Annotated in this window: 14 protein-coding genes and 1 pseudogene; 3 read left to right on the top strand and 12 right to left on the bottom strand. The window is 49.6% G+C overall.

All coding sequences use genetic code 11. The features are described from left to right. Positions 1 to 107 precede the first annotated feature (107 nt). The 3 genes from ACE6ED_RS08835 to ACE6ED_RS08825 form a co-directional block, all read right to left on the bottom strand. A complete protein-coding gene (locus ACE6ED_RS08835) occupies positions 108 to 1190 on the bottom strand; it encodes a PepSY domain-containing protein (protein ID WP_410826749.1) in 1083 nt (360 codons plus the stop codon). Positions 1191 to 1267: 77 nt separating this feature from the next. Continuing rightward, complete coding sequence (locus ACE6ED_RS08830; RefSeq protein ID WP_410826748.1) at positions 1268 to 2623, bottom strand: sensor histidine kinase; 1356 nt, start codon at positions 2621 to 2623, stop codon at positions 1268 to 1270. Between the two features lie 2 nt (positions 2624 to 2625). Further along, positions 2626 to 3285, bottom strand: coding sequence for a response regulator transcription factor (locus tag ACE6ED_RS08825; protein ID WP_410826747.1), 660 nt, complete (start codon positions 3283 to 3285; stop codon positions 2626 to 2628). A 360-nt stretch (positions 3286 to 3645) separates the two neighbouring features. Between ACE6ED_RS08825 and ACE6ED_RS08820 the strand changes: the two genes are divergently transcribed. Further along, positions 3646 to 6282, top strand: a complete 2637-nt coding sequence (locus tag ACE6ED_RS08820; RefSeq protein ID WP_410826746.1) for a fibronectin type III domain-containing protein — start codon at positions 3646 to 3648, stop codon at positions 6280 to 6282. 57 nt (positions 6283 to 6339) lie between these two features. On the opposite strand, the gene ACE6ED_RS08815 is transcribed toward ACE6ED_RS08820, so the two are convergent. From ACE6ED_RS08815 to ACE6ED_RS08800, 4 genes and pseudogenes are all read right to left on the bottom strand, one after another. After that, entirely contained in the window at positions 6340 to 7194 is an 855-nt protein-coding gene (locus tag ACE6ED_RS08815; RefSeq protein ID WP_410826745.1) for a stalk domain-containing protein, read from the bottom strand. 426 nt (positions 7195 to 7620) lie between these two features. After that, complete coding sequence (locus tag ACE6ED_RS08810) at positions 7621 to 8679, bottom strand: SGNH/GDSL hydrolase family protein (RefSeq protein ID WP_410826744.1); 1059 nt, start codon at positions 8677 to 8679, stop codon at positions 7621 to 7623. 41 nt (positions 8680 to 8720) lie between these two features. Then, the gene (locus ACE6ED_RS08805) at positions 8721 to 9146 is read right to left on the bottom strand and encodes a MaoC family dehydratase (RefSeq protein ID WP_410826826.1); all 426 of its coding nucleotides are present in this window, start codon (positions 9144 to 9146) and stop codon (positions 8721 to 8723) included. Positions 9147 to 9299: 153 nt separating this feature from the next. Next, a pseudogene (locus ACE6ED_RS08800) lies at positions 9300 to 9975 on the bottom strand (lactate utilization protein). A 113-nt stretch (positions 9976 to 10088) separates the two neighbouring features. Between ACE6ED_RS08800 and ACE6ED_RS08795 the strand changes: the two are divergent. Then, on the top strand, positions 10089 to 10754 hold the full coding sequence (locus ACE6ED_RS08795; protein ID WP_410826743.1) for a Crp/Fnr family transcriptional regulator: 666 nt from the start codon (positions 10089 to 10091) through the stop codon (positions 10752 to 10754). 159 nt (positions 10755 to 10913) lie between these two features. On the opposite strand, the gene ACE6ED_RS08790 is transcribed toward ACE6ED_RS08795, so the two are convergent. The 3 genes from ACE6ED_RS08790 to ppsA all read right to left on the bottom strand — a co-directional run bounded on the left by ACE6ED_RS08790 (position 10914) and on the right by ppsA (position 17095). Continuing rightward, positions 10914 to 13595 (bottom strand): FtsX-like permease family protein, encoded by a 2682-nt coding sequence (locus ACE6ED_RS08790; protein ID WP_410826742.1) that lies wholly within the window; start codon positions 13593 to 13595, stop codon positions 10914 to 10916. Between the two features lie 12 nt (positions 13596 to 13607). Then, on the bottom strand, positions 13608 to 14309 hold the full coding sequence (locus ACE6ED_RS08785; RefSeq protein ID WP_410826741.1) for an ABC transporter ATP-binding protein: 702 nt from the start codon (positions 14307 to 14309) through the stop codon (positions 13608 to 13610). A gap of 179 nt (positions 14310 to 14488) precedes the next feature. Beyond that, on the bottom strand, positions 14489 to 17095 hold the full coding sequence (gene ppsA / locus ACE6ED_RS08780) for a phosphoenolpyruvate synthase (RefSeq protein WP_410826740.1): 2607 nt from the start codon (positions 17093 to 17095) through the stop codon (positions 14489 to 14491). A gap of 382 nt (positions 17096 to 17477) precedes the next feature. Here ppsA and ACE6ED_RS08775 point away from each other — a divergent pair, with 382 nt between their 5' ends. Beyond that, positions 17478 to 18032 carry an N-acetyltransferase gene (locus ACE6ED_RS08775; protein WP_410826739.1) on the top strand — a complete coding sequence of 185 codons (555 nt, stop codon included), beginning with the start codon at positions 17478 to 17480 and terminating at the stop codon, positions 18030 to 18032. Between the two features lie 114 nt (positions 18033 to 18146). On the opposite strand, the gene ACE6ED_RS08770 is transcribed toward ACE6ED_RS08775, so the two are convergent. Both ACE6ED_RS08770 and ACE6ED_RS08765 read right to left on the bottom strand, forming a co-directional pair. Further along, positions 18147 to 19367 (bottom strand): glycosyl hydrolase family 8, encoded by a 1221-nt coding sequence (locus ACE6ED_RS08770; protein WP_410826738.1) that lies wholly within the window; start codon positions 19365 to 19367, stop codon positions 18147 to 18149. An 82-nt stretch (positions 19368 to 19449) separates the two neighbouring features. Further along, complete coding sequence (locus tag ACE6ED_RS08765) at positions 19450 to 20487, bottom strand: LacI family DNA-binding transcriptional regulator (protein ID WP_410826737.1); 1038 nt, start codon at positions 20485 to 20487, stop codon at positions 19450 to 19452. Between the last annotated feature and the right edge of the window lie 158 nt (positions 20488 to 20645).

Here is a 20645-nt window from a genome sequence, read left to right as displayed (position 1 = left end):
CTTAAAATCAAATTTTTTTCGATTTTTTTCAGCGGCCGTTCCCTAAGCCTTACACAAAAAACTCTCTCCTGCCAAAACCAAGGCAGAAGAGAGCCAAAATTTCTATTTTATTTTTTGTCCGCGGCTTCGTAAATCAGGCAGCGCAACGTTTGATCCGGATAACGCAGTTCCGCCGTATAGCTGCTTCCGTCCTTCAGCACCAGCTTTACTGCCACCATCCCTCTTTTGTTGTTTGTCTCTTGATCTGTCAGGTATGCTTTGACAATCGATCTGGACTCCCCCTGCCGCTCTTTCACAATCTGTGTTGCCTTCTGAATCCAACGTTTGTCCTTCTGAACCGCTTTGGCTGCGGCTGCATCGATTGGCGTTCTTTTCAGCGTAGGGTTAAAAGCGGTTGTATCCAGCACGGCCCCGGATTTGGCGTCAATCAGCACATGATACTCCCAATACGACTCCCCTTTACCAAGCAGGGTAAGCGACTTATGCGGAGCGTAATGCACCATCCAGGTCGGACGTTTCTCCAGGCCCGGCTCATCCAGCGTCACCGTCGCTTTTAACTTGGAAACATCCCCGTCGAACAGCTTGCGTACACTTTTGGCTGCCGCTGTCTCTGCATCCTCTTTGCTGATGTCGTGCGGTATTGCGGGCGTTGTCACGTTTCGTTTGGATGCCGCATAATTCAGCCGGTAAGACCAGTCTATGAGCTGCAGCAGCTCTTCGTCTGTCAACGTCCGCTCCGGATACGTATACGTGTTGGTCTCCAAATCCACATACAGTTCGGCATGTCCCGGTTCTAACGGCAGCATTTGCTTCGGACGCAGACCTTCATATACGTATTTATCCTCCAGCACCCGTCTCCGGTTAATTTCCGAATCCGTCAGTTCCCGGCCGGAAATACGGGGATCGTTGCCTGGCTTGTCCATCGCAGCATAAATCTGCTGGATTTGTTCCTCGGTCATATCTTTAAACAGATCGTCGTTCACTGTGGATACGGGGGCAGGAGCCTCCACTTTCAGTACGGGACTCATTTGCTCGGCCCGATTCTGCACAGCTTTGTTTTGTGCAGCAGTTTGATCTTTGGCGACAACAGCCGAGTTGACGAATTCCGGGACAAACAACGAGCTAATAGCAAGCATTCCTCCCGCAATCAACGTAACGGATAGTGCAGCGGGCAATTTGTGTTTTTTCAATGTGATCTCCTCCATCTGGAATCTTTTAATCTTGAGCCTGTATATACCTTACTCTCAAGATGTTATAGAGTAGGAGGTCAGTTGTTATAAAGTTGTAAAATAAGCCGGATGGATGTCCCCGCGCCAAGTTCCGAAGCCAGCTCAACCCTGGCTTGATGCGCTTCGGCAATTTGCCGGCACAAGGCGAGGCCAAGACCCGCATTCCCGTAAACTCTGGACCGCGCGGGGTCTGCCCGGTAGAACGGCTCAAAGGCGCGTTTGCTTTGCTCCTCCGTCATGCCGCTGCCATTGTCCCGCACTTCCAGCACAGCTTCCCCTCCCTGGCTGTAAGCCAGCAAGCGGACCGGGCTGCCCGGAGCCGAAGCATGAATTGCATTTTCAATCAAATTCACCAAAAAAGTGGCCAGCAGGTCGCCATCTCCCCGCACAGCGCGAATGGAGATTTCTGTCTGCAGCGGGATACCGTTTTCGGCCAAATTTAACCGCTCCGTCTGCAGGACGGTCTCAAACAGTCCGGCAACCTCCACCTCTGTTTGCTCCAGCGGCTGGTGGCGCAGCACGGATAAATCGAGCAGTTTAAAGGCCAAATTTTTCAGGCGGACAGTCTCGCTCCAAATGTAGCGGCCTGCCTTCATCTGATCCTCTTGGCCAATGTTGGCCGAAGTGAGCAGTTCGGCAAATCCCTGCATACTTGTCAGCGGGGTCCGCAGTTCGTGGGCGAGATTATCGACCATCCGCTGTTTGTCCTCCGCCATATCGGATAAATCGTTGATCCGCTGCTCCACCACTGCCGCCATTTGGTTGAAATGAAGCGCCAGCTCACCGAATTCGTCCTTGCTGTGCAGATTCACCCGGTTGGTATAATCTCCTTCGGCAATCGTTTTGGACGTCTCCGACAGCTGCTTTAACGGCTTGGTCAACTTTTTAATCAATAGATAGAGCAGCAGTGCCAGCACCGGCCCGACAATCCAGTTGATCATGACAAAAAAACGGTTCAGCTCCTGCTGCTGGCTGTAGAGCGAACTGATGTCCCGCTGATAGATCAGCTCCATCTGCTGGTATGGCGCAGGAAGCTGCATGGCTAAGCGGATGACATGTTCTTCCGGCTGGGCAGCCTGACCGCCTGAACCCGGATAAACGAGCCGGCCGTTCTCCCGGAGCTCCAAGCGGATCCCTTGCTCCCCGTAGTAATCCCCATAGGACTCAGCCACGCTGGCCAGCAAAACAGGGGTAAGCGAGCTGCCCCGCGCGCGGATCGAATCGAGATTCTCGTAGATATTATTGGCGACCAGCAGTTGCTCGCTGGAGGCCCGTCTGGTTTCACTCTCCATGTTAAGCTGCCAGCTTTTTTTCATCACCATAATGACACTTAAATCCAGAGCGAATATAAAAAGCGTGAGCACGGCTAGCAGGACTTTATGCCAAAACCGCATGGCTACACCTGAACTTCCAGGCGGTAGCCCAGTTTAAATACCGTTTTGATCCGTTCTTCCCAGCCCAGTTTTTTGCGCAGCTGGCGGATATGTACATCCACGGTTCGGGTATCCCCCGCAAAATCGTACCCCCAGGCAAGCTCAAGCAGCTTTTCTCTGGAGAGAGCAATATTTTGGTTGCGGATCAGCACTTCCAGCAGTTCAAATTCTCTTGCGGTCAAATCTACCGGCAGCTGGTCTACCAGGACCTGGCGCTCCGGAAACCGGACTTCCACTGAATCGCAAATAAAGATAGACGGGGATTGTTCATTCCTGCGCAGCACAACGTTTATCCGGGCCAGCAGCTCCAGGATTTCAAAGGGTTTGATAATATAATCCTCCGCTCCCAGCTCAAACCCCTTGATCCGGTCTGCCAATGCATTTTTGGCGGTAATAAAAATGACAGGAATACGCAACGACGCAATCTGCCGCATCACTTCAAATCCGTCCAGTCCCGGCAGCATCACATCCAGCAGAATCAGATCCGTCCGCTCTTTTTTTACCATTTCCGCAGCCTCCGGGCCGGTATAGGCTTGGGAATAAGTATGTCCGACCAATTTAAGATTCATGGTGATCAAATCGCTGATCGGCTGTTCATCCTCAACTACCAGTATATGAGCCATTCCCTGAATATCCTCCTGTTTCAATCCGCTTATAGTTTCTTGCATTGCCTATTTTAATAGGTCGGGGTAATTATCGCAAAAAATAGAGTTCTCGTAATAGGAACGGAACACCACATTTCTTTTCCCTTCAACATAAAGCTCCATCCTAGTCATCCGGCGGAATGGGTTCTGTAACCTGGGTTACCGCAAGTGTGCTTGGCAGCAGTGGAGCTGCATGTCCACCTGGTTTTTAACGGGATTTTTTTCGTGTTCTGTTTCCTCCCTCCCTTCCGTATATTAACAAGGAATGGCAGGCCGGCCGCCTTCACCAGGTCAAAAGTTAAAGCGCTTTAATTTTCTAACCTGCGAAAGGAGAGTTACATGACTGCGATTTCAGGAAAAAAAGGGGTTCGTGTTTGTGCTTTGTTTTTGGTTATTCTTATGCTGATTTTTCCTTACAACCAGGAGGCGCGGGCGGAGCAATCCGATACTGGCTTTGATACCGCTGATGCCATTGATGTAGCTGCTGCTCCCGTCGTTTTGTCGGAATGGATATTTGAAGAGGTAAGCGGCGGCGGTGTATACCCGGCTACAGGCGGCCTGCTGCAGCATGACGCCAGCTTCCGGAGCGTCGGCGGCTATTTCGAGTATTACGACAGTGATCAGCAGGCGATTAGCTTCCAAGGCTGGGACAACGGAAACGGCAAAAAATACTGGCTGGCCTCTTTGTCAACAAAAGGGTATGAACAAATTATGCTGTCGTCACAGCAAACTTCCAGCGGCACGGGCCCCCGCGACTTTAAAGTTCAACTTAGTACCGACAACCAGAACTGGACCGATGTGCCTGGAGCCTCGCTAAAAATGGCGTTATCCAGCTTTAACTGCTCTGGCAATACATGCAAACTTACGAATGCCCCTCTACCCGGCGCGGCGGACGACCAGGACCAGCTCTATATCCGCTGGGTCGTTAGCTCCAATACGAACACGAAGGGGTCGCAGGGAATCGGCAGCACAGGATCCAGCCTGATCAAGGATATCCGGATCACCGGATCACCCAAGGAAGGCGGCGGACCGGTTGGTTCTCCAACAAAAATGCTCTCCGTAACGCCTCAGGCGGATGCCACTGGGGTAGACCCTACGGCTGCAGTCCAAGTGACTTTTAACAAACCGGTTGCGATCAAGCCGGGATTCGCCGTCAGCATGACGGACCAAAATCAGGCTCCGGTCAGCTCCGTCACGGCTGAAATCCTAGGCACTTCCGTGCTGAATATCAAACATCCGGCTTTGGCGGCGGGCAAAACCTATACGGTTCTGGTGCCAAAAGAACTCATCGCGGGCAAGGAGGACGGAATAACTCCGGAACAGGATCTCTCCTGGAGCTTTACCATCCGGAAAGCCTCAGATTCTCCTGCGATTCCGAAGCTGATCAATATGACTTTGACCGGCGATACCCAAACCACCCGTTCTTTTGCATGGTACACGGACGCCTCTTCGCCATCCGTTGTGCAGATTGCAGAAGGCACTCCAGGATCGGGAAGTGCGTTTCCGGAGAGCGGCGTGATGATCTTCCAGGGCACCACCGAAGAAATTCAAACCTATGTCACCAAAGCCGACCGGAAAGCGAACAAGAAAAAGAAATTTTACAGCCACAAAGTTACGGCAACGGGTCTGCTTCCGGGAACATCCTACCAATACCGGGTCGGCAGCGGATCAGCGGACAGCTGGAGCGCCACTGGAACATTCACGACAGATTCGGGAAATGAGCCGTTCCATTTTATCGCGGGATCAGATTCCCAGGCTTCGAGCAAGCCGGATTTTGAACCGTGGGCAGATACCTTCAAAAAAGCCGTGCAGACGATCGGCGATCCGAAGTTCCTGATCAATGCCGGGGATCTTGTGGACAACGGGGATCTGGAGGAGCAGTGGCAGTGGATGCTTGGGCTTGCGCAGGATCAGCTGCTTCATGTTCCGATCGTTCCTGTACTTGGCGGGCACGAGGTGCAGGATTATGACGGCGATGAAACGACACCGAATTCCAACTTTTTTAATCATTTCAATCTGCCAAAACAGGTGATCCCCAACACGGATGCGGGTTCGGTCTACTCTTTTGAGTACGGCAATGCCCTATTCCTCGTCTTCAATTCCCAATACGAAGGCGAATTAGCCAGTAACGGCAGCATTAAAGAGCAGGATCAGCAGTTTGCCGATCAGGTGGAATGGATGAAATATATCGTCGCCCAAAGCGATGCCAAGTGGAAATTTGTCACCTTCCATAAAGGGCCTTATTCTGCGGGAGACAATGCGGGCGAATGGGAAGACGACCGGGTTCAATTTTACAGAAAAGTCCTCGTTCCTGCCTTCGACCAAATGGGAATCGACATGGTGTTTGAGGCGCATGACCATATGTACATGAGGTCCCACCAAATGCTGAACGACAAGGTTGTTCCGGCAAACCAGATCACTTTTGACGAACAAGGAAACGCGTTGAATCCTAAAGGCACCATTTATCTGATGTCCAACGCTTTTGGAGATAAGTTTTACACGAAATACCCGGGTTATAACGACTACTTTGCGGCAAAAAATACCCAGCCTAACAAAAAGATGTTCACCGGCGTATCGGTCTCGTCCGATGTGCTGCGGATCAAAGCTTACACCGCCGCCAAAAAAGACGAAACCGCCGGAAGCAACGGCGTCAAGCTGTATGACCAATACAGCATCAAACGCACGGACAGCAAACCTTCCAAAGTGGAAAACGAAAGCGTTCAGGTCAGCGGCGGCAAAGCCGTTATCCGCTGGAGCATGCCGGCTTCCAGCAGCGAACCGGTCAAGGGCTTTTGGGTTTATGAAAAAAAGGGCCGGATTACCCCGTATTGGAACGCTTATGTCCCTGCCCAGTCCGGCAAAAAGGACTACAGTTTGACCGTCAATAATATTAAAGCATCCAGCACCTACGAATTTGTGATCCGGTCCGCCGGCAGCCGAATGAACGCTGATCCGGTGGAAGTCAGTGTTCCGTAAATAGGAACAAAGCAAAAGCCCGGGGATTCCCTGGGCTTTTGCTTTTGTCCTATCGTTTTATCGCGGCGTCACACGAAGAACTTTTCCGCTGTCATCCTCGATAATACGTATGCTTTTGTCATCAATAAGCTGAATGGTCCCGTCCGGCTTCAAGATTTCGACAGGTTCCGTTAATCCGTGAGCGGCGGATTTGCGCACCAGCCCTTGGTTCTTGAACAACAATGTATACAGATCATAGACGCCGGTCTTCCGGTCAGTATGTTCCACTTTTACAACAAGTAAATTTTTGGGGCTCCACTCAAAGTTTAGAGTAAGATTATGGGTGTTCACATCGATGTCTTTCAGACCCAGCGGAACCGTAGTTTTTTGTCCTGTGTATACATTCGTAATCTCCAAGTCCCCGTTTTCCGCTTGAATCCTGTAGGAGTACCCCATCATGCCGCCTGTAAAAGTATCCGTGTAATTATGGAGTCCCGTCACGGTTACCTTGCCCGTTTTGGCGTCACTGGCGGCCACCTTTCCGTCCAAAGCGGAAGCGAGGAACCGGATCGGCACATAAAGATGGCTGATGTACGAGAGGGGTTCTCTGCCCATGTCCACTTTCCGCCCGTCTACTTCAGCAATCGTACTGCCCTTTTGGATAACGATTCGCTTTTGATGCCCATATAGAACCGGCTTGTTACCGTCTTCCAAACCCCACCGAAGACTTGCTCCGCTGCCCAGTGTGTAAAAGCTTCCATAAGTTACTCCGTCTTTATAAAGAGTCTGAATACGATTTGTACGGCCATCTGCCCACTGCAATTCGAGCTCGACATACTTGGAAGCCGCATGTAAAGTTTGAGCCCCTACAGGGAACAGCATAGATAAAGCAAATAAAAAAACATACACATTTTTCCAATGCTTCTTTTTCACGGAGATCTCACCCGCTATTTGTATTTTTGTTCTTCTATAATGAGGCGCATAAATATAAAAAGTTGCTTATGTAAAGTGCAGCATATTGACTGCAAAGCGACCGATGACTACAGCTGGAGCCATTACATAAATTACCCGGATTTCGTGGAACAAGCAGATGCCAAAGCCGCTCTTCACAAGTACAATCCCAAAGCGGTCATCTGTTCCTGGCCTGTGCCTAAAAACAATTATGAGAAGCATGTTTTTCGGACGGAATCCGTTGATCTTTACATTGTGATCGGTACACGAAGTCCGGCGTATACCTGCGATTTCGAGACTTACACCCAACTTGATCATTTTTCCATGGAGATAGACGACCATTTGTCTTCCCTAATCCTGCCGCCATCCGAAGAAAATGCCGTTTATATTTTCAGGCGCACCTAACCCTTACCACTGCATAAGCTCTTTTAGATGTGCTGCGAGTTTGTCCGCCGCTTTGCGATGCGTAGCTTGAGACGGGTGGAAGTCGGCCGCGTAACCGTCTGCGGCGAGCTGCACGTCGAACTTCATGGCCGAAATTCTTTTGTCGCCTGTTTCCTGCTTGTACATGTGAACTGCTAGTTCAACATATGGGTACAATCTGTCTCCCATGATTCCCAGCGCACACAGAATTTCGGCCTGAGGGTTGCAGTGTCTAACCATTTTCAGAAATTTGGCATACTCCCGGGCATATTCCTCTTGCTTCCCGGCGTCCTCTTTTGTGTAGGAATCATCGTTGGTTCCAAGGTTGATGACGATGAGATCCGGCACAATCTTGTTAAAATCCCACTCCAGGTCTTGCGGCCGCAATGTTCCGTCAAATTTTCCTTCAGACTTCCCCACTTTCTTATAATAATCAGGGAGTAAATGAGTGGTCAGCTTCTGATCGTTTTCGGTATAGCCGGTTATGATGCCGTATCCGCTGTAGCACACCATGCTGTAATCGGCTTGAAGCTCCCGGGCGGCCAGGTACGCATAAGTCTTGGTGACATCTTCGGTAGCCGTGGAAAAAGAATGAAGCTCCTGCTCAACATCCACCCCATAACCGCAGGTTATGGAGTCGCCGATAAACTCGATCATCCGGCTGCTGCTCCGCGTTGGTTTGATTCCATCCTTGGCGTCAACAATGATCGCTTGTATCCCCGCAGTAGACATCGCCGACTCGGACAGTTTAAGAACCTTCACGGTTACCTCTTGCTCTGTATCACTTTCAAATACCGTATACGTTGTAAGCGGCTTGTTCAGTTGTTCGTCGATGATCCGTTTTCCGTTTACGAAGATTCCCATCCGGGCCGGGTTTGGGCTGCTGGAGGCTACGTCATCCCCTTTTAAGGTAATTTTCGCTTTTTTGCCATAAAACGAAAACTCCGCGCCGCCGCCCGAAAGAGCCAGCCACAGCACGTCTTGATAAAAATAAGTCCGCCCGAGGATTTTGACATGTTCCCCCGTGGCTTTGAATTGCTGCATGGATTCCGGCATCCTGAGTTTACCTTCCTTTTCCGCTTGGTTTATTTTTTGATCAAAACGGTTAGTTCCCCTTCAAATACCTGCTCGTCATTTTGATTAAACGTGGTCAGCCTTACTGTAACGAGCCCTGTTTCGTTTCTCTTTTCTTTAATTTCGATTACATTAACCAGGCAATGCAGCACATCCCCGGGATATACCGGCTTGATAAATTTAATATGATTCATTGCAGTTCCGGCAATGATATCCTCGCCATAGCTGCCAGTTTCAACCCACAGCTTAAACGAAACAGCCATCGTCTGAATGCCGGAAGCAATGATCCCATTAAATCGCCCTGCTTTTGCTTTTTCTTCATCCAAGTGCATATACTGCGGATCGAATTCGGCCGCAAATTGGGTCAGGCTCTCTTTTGTAATTTCAATCGATTGGGTAGTAAAAGTCTGTCCCGCATAAAACTCGTTCAGCTTCACACCAGCACTCCTTATCTGAGAATTGCGCTCTGTCTTTTCCGTTACCGGTCGAATTCTATCATAGCTTTGAACTGCTGGAAGATTCAAGTTCAAGCCGGCTGTCCAGTCATCTCGTTAACATTTAATTCAGTTTGAGAATGGTAAGTGAAGCTTTCAATATCCCAAAGATTCACCAACAAGGATCACCTTTATTCTCCCCGCTGTTTTACACATTCTTGTTTGGACAATGTAAGAACAGATACAATCATCTGTTTTACAATCGCCGCAAGCACCATTAATCAGGCAGGGCGTTTTTTGCGGCGAATGTAAAAACGGGCTGGACGAGTTCGAACAGCGGTATGCATTAATGGGGGCCGCATAGGTTCTGGCTCTTATCACTGCGTCTTCAGCGGTCTTGCAAACCTTATTCATCCCAACAAGAGCAACAACACTTTTCGGTCCAAAGGTAATCGCTGCCGTTCGATTGCCCACTGTCGATATTGACCAATATACCATCTTCGCTAACGGCGTTAAAGCTGGTTAAATAGGTATCGCACAAAAGAGCTTGCCGCATGAGTTCATAACGTTCCTCCATTGTTTGCGCTGTATCACGATCAGTGATTATATAGCTGCCTTGACGTACTCGATGAAGAAGCCCGATCTCCTCAAGCGTGGCTGACCCGCCCCATGATACCGAAGAATGTTCCGGAATAAAGGATAGTGCCTTTTCTACAGCTTCTATGGCGTTATCACAGTAATATGCCTCAAATTTTCTGTTTTGCAGATTTTTAATAACCTTTGATGCTAACAACCGATTTCTCGCTTTTATTGAATTGTCTTTCCCTTGCATTATTCTTCCTCCATTCTGACCTTAGACAAGGTGACTAAATCGCATGTGTATGTATGATTAATATAGTATAGTAAAAAGAAAAAGGATGTTGCACGTGCAACGAGAAGCCTCTCATGAATAACTTAGATTCCCTATGTCAATCACGTTTATTTTCGGGGATTTCCCCAAATGACATTCCCCAAATGCTTAAATGTCTGTCAGCCACACAGAAAGAATATGCAAAAGATGAGATGGTTGTCCGTGAGGGCGATGTAGTTGATGATGTCGGCATCATTTTGCAGGGGAGCGCTCAAAGTACGAAATTGAGCATCACGGGAAAACAAATTATTGTCTCCCTCCATTATCCAGGCGGATATACCGCTGTTTTGACAGCGGCCAGCCGTGGAAGAAGATGCCCGATGTCTGTAAAGGCAATAGAACCGCTTGAGGTTCTGTTTATTCCTATCCAAAGCATATTGAGCCGTTGTACGAAGTTTTGTATGGCACACGAGCAATTACTTGGAAATCTTTTTGATAGTGTTGCAGAACGGGCGTTAGAACTGCATGACCGGAATGATTGTCTGATTATGCCTACTATTCGGGACAAGGTTTTAACTTATTTAACAAGAGTTATGCGTGAAACAGGAACAGAAACTTTTACTATACCCTTTGATAGAGAAGAGATGGCCGAGTATCTGAATGTAGACCGCAGCGCCTTATCCAGAGAGCTTGCATGGATGAAGTGGGACGGCTTGATTGACTTTTATAGAAACGAATTTAAGCTATTGCAACAGCAGTAGAAAAAGATTTTCACTAACCGGCTCCAGATACAAAAATACCGCCCATCTTGTCCAATAGGGCGGTATCCTGTGTAAAGTGATAGCTCATATTTTATTTTGATATTCCCTTATCGCGCGGGTGCACTTCACCTTCCGGAGGGGCTTGATCTCTTACCGCTTTTATTCAACCGATTTCAACGCTTCAATCATGTGAATTCGCTTAAGCTTGATGTGCATAAATGCCATGACGATGCCAGAGAACACCATGGTTAAAAGCGCTGCATAAATATAGCTCGGCCAATGGATAATGGGAGCGAACATGGTTGCATCCAACTCGGCCGTCTGCAGGACATAGCTGTGCAGCACGATGCCGAGACCAGAGCCGGCCGCTATGCCAAGCAGGGTCAGCAGGATATTTTCCCGGTAAATATACATCGTCACTTCATTGTCATAGAAGCCCAGCACCTTAATGGTCGACAGCTCGCGGATACGTTCGGACACATTGATATTGGTCAGATTATAGAGGACGACAAAAGCCAATGCCGCCGCGGATACAATCAGCACCAATGTAACCACATCCATACTTTTCATCGTCTCATCAAATGCCGAACCTATGCTGCTGGAGAAGCTGACCGCGGCCACACGATCATTTTCCGTCAGCTGTTCGCCGAACTGGTCCTCCCAAGCGCTGTCCTGTGCAGTATAATTCAGCAGCGTAGTGTTGAAAACCGGCTCCTTTCCGAACACGGAGGTATAATACGCTGGCGTCATATAGACATAGTGCAGCACATAGTTTTCCGAGATGCCCGTAACATGAACGTCAAAAGAGGCATTTTTGCTGTTTACCAGCGTCAGGTTGTCTCCCGGGTAAATGCCGTAAAGCTTGGCCAGCTTCTCCGATATGACCGCCCCTTCCTCCGTGAGTTCCCCGGCTTCCCCGCTCACCCGGTCACGCAGCTGCACAAAATCCGGCAAGGAATCCGTAGCTGCCGGAATAAACAGATTTACATCCTGGTCATTAACTCCTTTTGCGCGAGCGGTCATAGTTTCCTGCGCTACATCCAGCGTCCCGGTTATTTCGGGATTGTCCGCAAGCAGCTGTTCGTAGGAATTCTGCGCAGCTTCGTCCGCATCAGGATGGAGCGCTACAAGCGCATCGTATTTCATAATCGCGCCAAACTGCTGCGGCGCAATGCCGCCGATGGAGTCCTTAAGGCCAAATCCCGTCAGAATCAATGCCGTACAGCCAGCTACGCCGAACACCGTCATGAACATCCGCTGTTTATAGCGGAACAGGTTGCGTGCGGTTACCTTGTGAGCGAAGCTGAGCCGTTTCCATACCCATGTGATTCGCTCCAGCACAATCCGCTGGCCGCTTTTCGGCGCCTTCGGACGCATCAAGATGGAGGCGTTGGCACGCAGCTCAACCCGGGCGGCAAACCAGGCGGTCAGCGTGGTGCAGACCAGCGCCACAATCACGGAAATGACCGAATACGAAGGATAAAAGCTTTTGATAAGATCCGGCAAATTATAAAGCGAGCTGTACGCGTTGAAAATGATAACAGGCAGCACGCTGAAGCCAACCGCCAGGCCGACCGCCGATCCCGCCAAGCTGGCGATTGTGCCATACACCAGGAACTTGGCCATGATGTCGCTGTTGCCGTAACCGAGTGCTTTTAGTGTTCCGATCTGCAGCCGGTGTTCCTCCACCATCCGCGTCATCGTCGTTAAGCTCACCAGTGCGGCTATCAGGAAAAAGAACACAGGGAACACGCTCGCAATCGCCGACAAACGGTCCGCATTGTCTTTATACTCCGCATACCCCGGATTTGCGCTGCGGTCAGTCACATAGATTTTGGGCAACTCCAGCGCCGCCAGCTGCCGTTCGCCTTCGGCCAGCTTCTCTTTTGCCTCCGCCAGCTTTTTGACCATAACCTCTGCGTTTTCCGCTTGTACCTGCGGTTGGCCTTGGGCTTTCTGCTGGGCCCCAGCCTGTTTCTCCTGCGCCCGCTGCTGCGCCGCTGCCGCGATTTGCTGCTCGGCTGCAGCCACCTCCGCACGGCCTTTAGCCAGCTTTGCTTCCGCTTCGGACCGCAGCTCGGACAGCCGCGCTTCCGGTACGCCCGACATCGCCTGCTCCACAGCACGGGTATGCTGCTCCATCAGGGACTCATATTCCGCGCTGTAGGCTTTTATCCCTGCCGCATCCTTAAAGGATAGATAAGCTTCCGTATAAACCGGCTGCTTAAAATCGGATTCCGGAATGGCGGCAAACGCGTCAGCCGTTCCTTTGCCGATCGTGCTGGTTCCGCGGTTGCTTTTCTCAATAAACTGGGGACTGCGCACAAAGCCAACTACCGTGTACTCCAGCTTCTTGAAGCTTTCCTCTGCACCGGTATCCTCCTTGTTCCCGCTGAATTTCACCTTATCGCCCAGCTTGTATTCGCCGGACAGCACATCATCGAGTACAATCTCCCCGGATTGTTCCGGCAGACGCCCGTCCAACAAGCGGTACTGATTAAGCGGCTTCTCCGTATTGTAAGAAAAAACCTTAAGAATATCTCCGTTATCCCCGGCAAACACATCCGCGCTGTACCCCGGCTGGACAACATCGGTCTCCGGCACCGTCTTCAGCAGTGCAATATCTTCTTCGGTTAGACCATAGGTACTCTGCACCTTTAGGTCCATCAGCCGGGTATCCTGGTAAAAGCTGCTGGCAGTGTCCAGCATATCCGGTCCGGCCGCCTTGATGCCGGAGAAAAAGCAGACGCCCAGCATAATGATCGCAAATATAGAGATAAAACGGGCTTTGGTATGCCCGATCTCCCGGAAAATATCCTTCCATAATGCCCGTTTATTCATCTCGGCCGCTCCTTACCATTCGATATCGTCAACAGATAGCGGCGAAGGATTGACAACCATCTTCCGTACCTTGCCGTTGTTTATTTCGATCACCCGGTCGGCCATTGGCGCAATCGCCAGATTGTGAGTGATGACGATTACCGTCGTCCCTGTGTTGCGGCACGTATCCTGCAGCAGCTTCAGGACCTGCTTACCGGTATTGTAGTCCAGCGCTCCTGTCGGCTCGTCGCAGAGCAGCAGCTTCGGTTGTTTGGCCAGTGCCCGGGCTATGGCCACCCGCTGCTGTTCCCCGCCTGACAGCTGGGCCGGGAAATTATTCAGCCGTTCCCCCAGGCCCACATCCTCCAGCACTTTGCGCGCATCCAGCGCGCGCGGGGAAATCTGCGAAGCCAGTTCGACATTTTCCAGTGTGGTCAGATTGGGCACCAGGTTGTAGAACTGAAATACGAAACCCACGTCATTACGCCGGTAGCCGGTCAGCTCCTTGCTGTTATATTTGGCGATATCGGTACCATCCACAATCACCTGGCCTTCGTCGGCCGAATCCATGCCGCCCAATATATTCAGCACCGTCGATTTGCCGGCGCCGCTGGGACCCACAATCACCGCAAACTCGCCTTGGTTAATCTCAAAATCAATTCCGTCATTGGCGACGATCACATTGTCGCCCATTTTGTAGCGCTTGTATTCGTTTTTCACCGCAACAAAACTCATTCCTCATCCTCCTGATCCGGTCTGCGCCATGTCCGTCCTGGTGTTGTTGTCCAGTTGGCGCCTGGTTAGTCAGCTGCATATTACAGTCCAGTTTATCACAAAAAAAAGGCTCAAGCCCGCATGGGACTTGAACCTGATGTTTGTTCCGGCGTCATGCCCTCTTTTTTTTGAGCATCCAGCTATTCCAGTATTTCAATATACCCTTCCGTTCCATTCACCCGAATCCGCTGGCCGTCGGTAATCCGTTTAGTGGCGTCATCTACCCCGACAACAGCCGGCAGGCCATATTCGCGCGCAATTACAGCGCCATGGGTCATCAGTCCGCCCACCTCGGTGATCAGGCCGGCTATCGATACGAACAATGGCGTCCAGCTGGGATCGGTAAAAGCCGTGACCAATATATCCCCGCTTTCCAGATCAGCGTCCTCCATATTCAAAATCACACGCGCCCGCCCTTCGATCACTCCGGAAGAAACAGCCAGTCCTGCGATGGCACCCGCGGGAAGACCGTCCCGGTTGTACCGGCCTGTGAGGATTTCGCCATCTGATGTGATGACACGCGGCGGCGTAAGCTTTTCGTATAATTTGTACGCCTCCTGACGTTCGCGGATGATCCGGTGATCCAGCTCATTTGTGCGCACTACTGCTTGCAATTCGTCAAACGTGAGATAATAAATATCTTCTTTATCATGGATCACGCCCGCTTGTACCAGCTGCTCTGCCTCTTTCAATAGTGCCTGCTTGTAGACAAAATAGCGGCTGATCATGCCGTATTTGGGATACTCCCGGTACCCGCTGAAATTCCGGATGATGCTGATCATCCGTTTCGTCTCTTCAGCTTTTTGTGCGCCGTCCGGCAGCTGTTTCAACCTTTCCAACAGTTCCTGTTTCTTGTCTAACGCTTCCTGGCGTCCCTGCTCGAATTTCCGGCTGCTGGCGTGCGGCTCAAAGTTTTTGATATTGCTGAGGATTACAGGGAGCAAAGCGGCCGGCTTTTCACTCCACCGCGGTTTGGTAATATCGATTTCTCCGGCACAGCGCATGCCGTATTTATGGAGATAGCCGCTAATCGCATTATAAGCTTCCTGCCCTCCACTTAACCGGACCAAACCATCCAAAAAATGATCGTCTTTCACATGCTGCAAATAATGAATGACTTCGGGATAGGGGCGGATTACATCCGCAACATCCAGCAGCGCCAGCCCCATTTCCGACGTGATATTGTCCGGCACAGATTGGGCAAGTGTATCTGCGGCGTTTTTTTCGCCAAGCCAAGCATTCATGTTTTCATTAATCCAGGCGGACGCCTGCATGGTGGCCATGATGACTTTCGAACTTTCCGGGGCAAACAAGATTTTCTTTAGCTGCTGCTGGATATCCTCCCGGATAAAATCAAACAATGCCGTTCCCGACACGGACTGGATATCCTGCTTCAGTTGCTCAAGCGATTCTTGACTGCGCTTAATCAGAGCCGGCACAATGGCCGGATCGCTGTTGAACTGTGCCAGGATATCCAGGTTACTGCCTGCGGGTTTGGGAGCAGCATCGCTATCTGGCAGCGATTTTATAAAATTGCCGCGTTCGATGACCGTTGTAAGCGCGTCTTTGATCAGCGGATCGGATTGGCCCAACGTGTTTAACATTCCATGTCTGCCTGCAGGTGTGGCCAATATGGGAGCTACATCGACAAACAACCTTCCGGCTGCTGTCCGCATAGAGGCAGGGGTCGTTAACATATAAAAGGACAACCCTAACGGCTTAATCGGATCGGTCATCATCTGTTGGTGGCCAACGGAGACATAGACGTGATTTTCTTGGTCATTGGCTTCAGGAATGGGGTACAGCGTAGTGATGGGACGGCTCTGGACAATATGGAAGATGCTGCCGGCCAAACACCATTCAATATCCTGGGGCTGCCCGAAATAAGCTTCGATTTGTCTCCCAAGCCGGGCCAACTGCAGAATTTGCTGCTCCGTAAGCGTTTGGTTTTTTTGCTGATCCGCGCCGATCTGCTGCGTTACGGTCCCGCCTTCCTTGCGTCCATAAACTGCCAGTGTTTTTGCCGCTATCCTGGTATCGACGACGGCATCTTCCTGGACTTTATAACAGTCGGCCGAAACCAGGCCGGAAACCAGCGCTTCCCCAAGGCCAAAGCTTGCATCGATCGATAGCAGCTTACGGTTGGAGGTGATGGGATCAGCCGTAAACATAATGCCCGAAGCCTCCGGAAAAACCATTTTTTGTACGACCACAGCTAAACGAACTAGTTTATGATCGAATCCGTTTTGCATCCGGTAAATCACCGCACGGTCTGTAAACAGGGACGCCCAGCATTTGCTGATATGTTTCAGGATGGCTTCTTGGCCAATGATATTTAAAAAGGTGTCTTGTTGACCGGCAAAAGACGCATACGGCAGATCCTCGGCCGTTGCGCTGGAGCGTACGGCGTAGGCCTGTTCCTCGCCATACCGGGAGAGGTAGCGGGTAACGGCTTCCGCCACTTCGGAGGGAATCTTTGCCTTCATAATGAGCTGCCGAATTTTTTGCGACGTCTCGCTAATTTGGTCTCGGTCTTCTACGCTTAGTGCAGTCAAATGGTCCAATAACGCATGATAACTTTCGTTATGTTCGATGGCCTGCTGATAACCCGCAGTGGTCACGCAAAAACCTTCGGGTACATTCAATCCCTTGATTTTTGATAAATCGCCTAAATTGAAACCCTTGCCGCCAACGAGGTAAAACTGCGTTTTTTCGATCTCCTGGAAGCCGAGAACCAAAGCGCTCATTCCAATCTCCCCTAACTCATAAATTTGAAAAAAACATTTGACAACAGATTACGGGCATGATAGTATTAAAGTATAAGATAAGGTAATTCTGTCTTCACCATATGCACAATCATATTTCATTGTATCATTACTTCTTCCTTGTTGCAATCATAAAGAACTTGAATACATATCCCTTGCTCCTCTTCTAAGGTGCAAACCTCAAGAAATATCGACCCTTATAAATGTGGCAGTTGGCTGATTGCAGTCAATTGCCTTTTTTATTATCACAAATTTCTGAAAGATTTTATGGATTGAATGTTCCGCATGCATGCTTTATAATAGCCAAACAAGGAACATATGTTTGTGTATGTGAAAAGTTTATCAAGACGGGCGGGTTACATTTATGGTTGATGTTTATGAAGAATGTCCCTCATACCAAAAAACACGGGTTTCCTTCAAACAAACCCATGAAGAGGATGCGGCTGATTTACTGCTTTGTTATTCGGATTTGAAAGCCGTTCCATTGTTTAACTCCGATAATTGCAACGGGGACAATTTTCATTATGATACGATCGAGAAGATGAAAAAGACGATAAGCTTTTGGAATGACTCCTACATCCTTAAATGCTTTGTAAGATGGACCCTTACTACAAATGAAACGGACGAAAAAATGGGAACTGTTGAAATGTTCCACAGGACAGCAGATGATGAATTTGACCATTATGGGCTTTTAAGAATAGATCTTAGGAGTAAATATGAAGCTCAACCTGTAATAAATGAAATTTTAGATATTGTCGAAGAGAACTTTTTTGAATTGTTTAATGTGGACGCCATTCTTACAAAGTCAATCGCCCACGCTTCCGAACGCATAACTTCATTGCTGCAAAAGGGGTATAGACCGCTAAATCAAAAATTTGTGGTTTACGATGATTATTATGTGAAATATAAATTGTCCTGAACGAAAAAAGTAAGAGAACAAACGTCTAAAACGTCTGTTCTCCCCTCTCCTGCAAGCTATCATAACAGAGGCTGCCGCCCATTCAGATACTAACAATAAAACCAGGTAAATCGCTTAATAAGTCCACCAATTTCCCGACATCACGATCATGGAGAAAAGCTTGATGCTGTCCTCATAATAATCTTCTTTGGGGCTGCCTGCCGTTTTGGTCCAAATATCATTCAGCCAGGTCTGATTGGATGAGCTGGTCATCGCGCTGACCCCAAAAGGAGCGTAAAACGCGCCGCTGTTATAGCTGCCTTTTGTTGTACCTGTTAAGGTATAGCCGTCTTTAATGGAGGAAGGATTGTTGGAGGTTTTGGATTTGATCCAGCTGTTCATTTTGTTTAGCTGGCTCAATGCCCGGTTGTCGCCGCTGATCAAGTAGTCGGTTGTGATCCGCCAAGGCGTCCGGCAGGAGTTGTAGTAGTAGCCCCCATCCAGTTCATTTTCCAGGAATTCAGGATAAGCAGGGACGTAATTCCCGCCGGAATAGAGGACAAAATCGGGCATTAAGCCGGTATTGCTGCTATTGTTGTTAAAGATGGTCTGGATAATCGAATAAGATTGGTTAATCACCTTGTCCCAGCGGGCATCCCCTGTTGCCGACCGGAAGGCCTTCATATGGTTGAGCATAAAATCGGAAGGCCGCGTGGCGGTATCATCTTCACCGCTTGTTGCCCAATCGCCCAGCCTTAATGTCCACTGCGATTGGTTGACATCGCTCTGCATAATGGCGTTAATCATGGATTTTGCTTCACTTAGATAATTGATGCTGCCGCTGCTCCCCCACTGCTTGTCAGCCAAAAGCATAGCATAAGCGATATCCATATCACCGTCTGTAGCAGAGTTCTCGCCTTCAATATTCTGGAAGCTGCTGTTTTGTTTCCATGCCATCAGATACGGGTTGTTTGTGCTTGGATGCGCTTTGTAGTACCGGTACAGGCTGTCAAAATAGGTTTTTGCATTGGAATCCGCACCGGCCATAAGAACCGTCAGAAGCATGCCGTAACCATGGGCTTCGGAGACCGTCTGCCCCTGGTCGTTATATTTCACGTAATATTTTCCGGTCCCCGCGGGCTTAAGATAATTGTTTTTCCAGGTGTTCCATTTGCTCTTTACCGCATTGTCCATCGCGCTTTGGGTAACGTGGTTCGGTTTAATGGTTCCGGATGTGTACGTGGTATGCTGCGGGAAGGGACGATTTTCGCCGGCGCCGAAGGCGGTGCCTACAGGAAGCATAACCAGACAGAGTGTCGCTGCAACGAGCACCTTTGCTTTCTTAAACCATGTCATTTTTTCTCCTCCATTCTTAGCTCTAAAATGACTTGCGCTAAATCCAGAGTTCCTCAAGACAAGGTTAAAAAAAATCTGCAGGTTAAGCCGTCTCACCACCTCCCTTCCTGTCCGGCGTGCCGGGGCAGGAAGTCGACTCACGGATAACCAGCTCCGGAGTCAAAACAAGATCTGCAGGTTCCTCCCCCTCCTTACCGTCAGGCTTCTCAATCCGTTCAAGCAGCAGTTCGACGGCTTTTCTGCCGATCCGCTCAGCCGGCTGGCGAACCGTCGTCAGCTTAGGCCGGAACTGCGATCCAAACAGCTGATCGTCAAAGCCAACAATCGATAAATCCTGAGGGATGCGAATACCTGCAGATTTACAGACATCCATCACGCCCAAAGCCATGTGGTCATCGGCGGCAAACACGCCGGTTGGGATTTTGCCGGCTGCGATCCAGCGGTCCGCCGCGGCTTGTCCCGAAGCAATTTGAAAGTCACCCGGCTCGATCGAGAAAGGGGTTAGGCCTGCCTGCTCCATTGCATCACGGAACCCCCGCTCCCGTTCCCGGCTGCTGAGGAATATTTCAGGACCGCCAATCAAAGAAATCGCTTGATGCCCAAGCTCAATTAAATGGTTTACGGCCATGATGGCGCCTGCATAGTTATCTACCGATATGGTTGGTACGGAAGGTGCGGGAAATTGGTGATCGATCAGCACGTAGGGGATGTTTCGTTCGTTCAGCTGGAGCGTGGTGCTGATTTCATTCATTGGGGATAACAATATGACGCCGTCAACATGGTCTTCATGAAAAAACATGGAGGACCGGTCTTCTTCTTCACCGGAAACAATGGACAACGTCAAATAGTAGCCTCGTTCCGCTAATTGGTGACTGATTTCTTTGGTGACTTCATCGAAAAAGGAATCGTCCAGCGTGGAAATCATCATCCCGACTAATCCGGTTCGGCCTTTGGCAAGACTGCGGGCGGCCGCCTTGGGATGATAAGCGAGCTCTTTCATCGCCTGCAGCACTTTTTGCCTGTTTTTTTCGCGTACAGACGGATCTTTGTTGAGCACCCGGGACACTGTCACGACCGACAAACCCGAACGTTTCGCCACGTCATAAATACTCACTTTCATAAGGTTGGTCCTTTCTTATGAAGGAATAAGGAGAGTACGAAAGTTAAAGCGCTATAACTTTTGGAGCATGTCTAGGAGGGAATTTATGTAAGAGTAGCTTCAGTATAACGGAATCCTATTTTTTGTCAATCCTAGATTGTTCCGGTAAACCGGATTTT

Origin of the sequence: Paenibacillus nanchangensis, from assembly GCF_046543445.1 — a bacterium.
GTDB lineage: Bacteria > Bacillota > Bacilli > Paenibacillales > Paenibacillaceae > Paenibacillus_AQ > Paenibacillus_AQ nanchangensis.
Note: the sequence above shows the minus strand (reverse complement) of the source record. Positions and strands in the feature narration are given on the sequence as shown.

What these genes read in the sequence shown, in the direction of transcription:
- ppsA (WP_410826740.1), bottom strand. Translation starts at nt 17,095, where the DNA reads ATGAGCGCTTTGGTTCTCGGCTTCCAGGAGATCGAAAAAACGCAGTTT.
- ACE6ED_RS08775 (WP_410826739.1), top strand. Translation starts at nt 17,478, where the DNA reads ATGGTTGATGTTTATGAAGAATGTCCCTCATACCAAAAAACACGGGTT.
- ACE6ED_RS08820 (WP_410826746.1), top strand. Translation starts at nt 3,646, where the DNA reads ATGACTGCGATTTCAGGAAAAAAAGGGGTTCGTGTTTGTGCTTTGTTT.
- ACE6ED_RS08790 (WP_410826742.1), bottom strand. Translation starts at nt 13,595, where the DNA reads ATGAATAAACGGGCATTATGGAAGGATATTTTCCGGGAGATCGGGCAT.
- ACE6ED_RS08785 (WP_410826741.1), bottom strand. Translation starts at nt 14,309, where the DNA reads ATGAGTTTTGTTGCGGTGAAAAACGAATACAAGCGCTACAAAATGGGC.
- ACE6ED_RS08770 (WP_410826738.1), bottom strand. Translation starts at nt 19,367, where the DNA reads ATGACATGGTTTAAGAAAGCAAAGGTGCTCGTTGCAGCGACACTCTGT.
- ACE6ED_RS08765 (WP_410826737.1), bottom strand. Translation starts at nt 20,487, where the DNA reads ATGAAAGTGAGTATTTATGACGTGGCGAAACGTTCGGGTTTGTCGGTC.
- ACE6ED_RS08825 (WP_410826747.1), bottom strand. Translation starts at nt 3,285, where the DNA reads ATGGCTCATATACTGGTAGTTGAGGATGAACAGCCGATCAGCGATTTG.
- ACE6ED_RS08795 (WP_410826743.1), top strand. Translation starts at nt 10,089, where the DNA reads ATGAATAACTTAGATTCCCTATGTCAATCACGTTTATTTTCGGGGATT.
- ACE6ED_RS08810 (WP_410826744.1), bottom strand. Translation starts at nt 8,679, where the DNA reads ATGCAGCAATTCAAAGCCACGGGGGAACATGTCAAAATCCTCGGGCGG.
- ACE6ED_RS08830 (WP_410826748.1), bottom strand. Translation starts at nt 2,623, where the DNA reads ATGCGGTTTTGGCATAAAGTCCTGCTAGCCGTGCTCACGCTTTTTATA.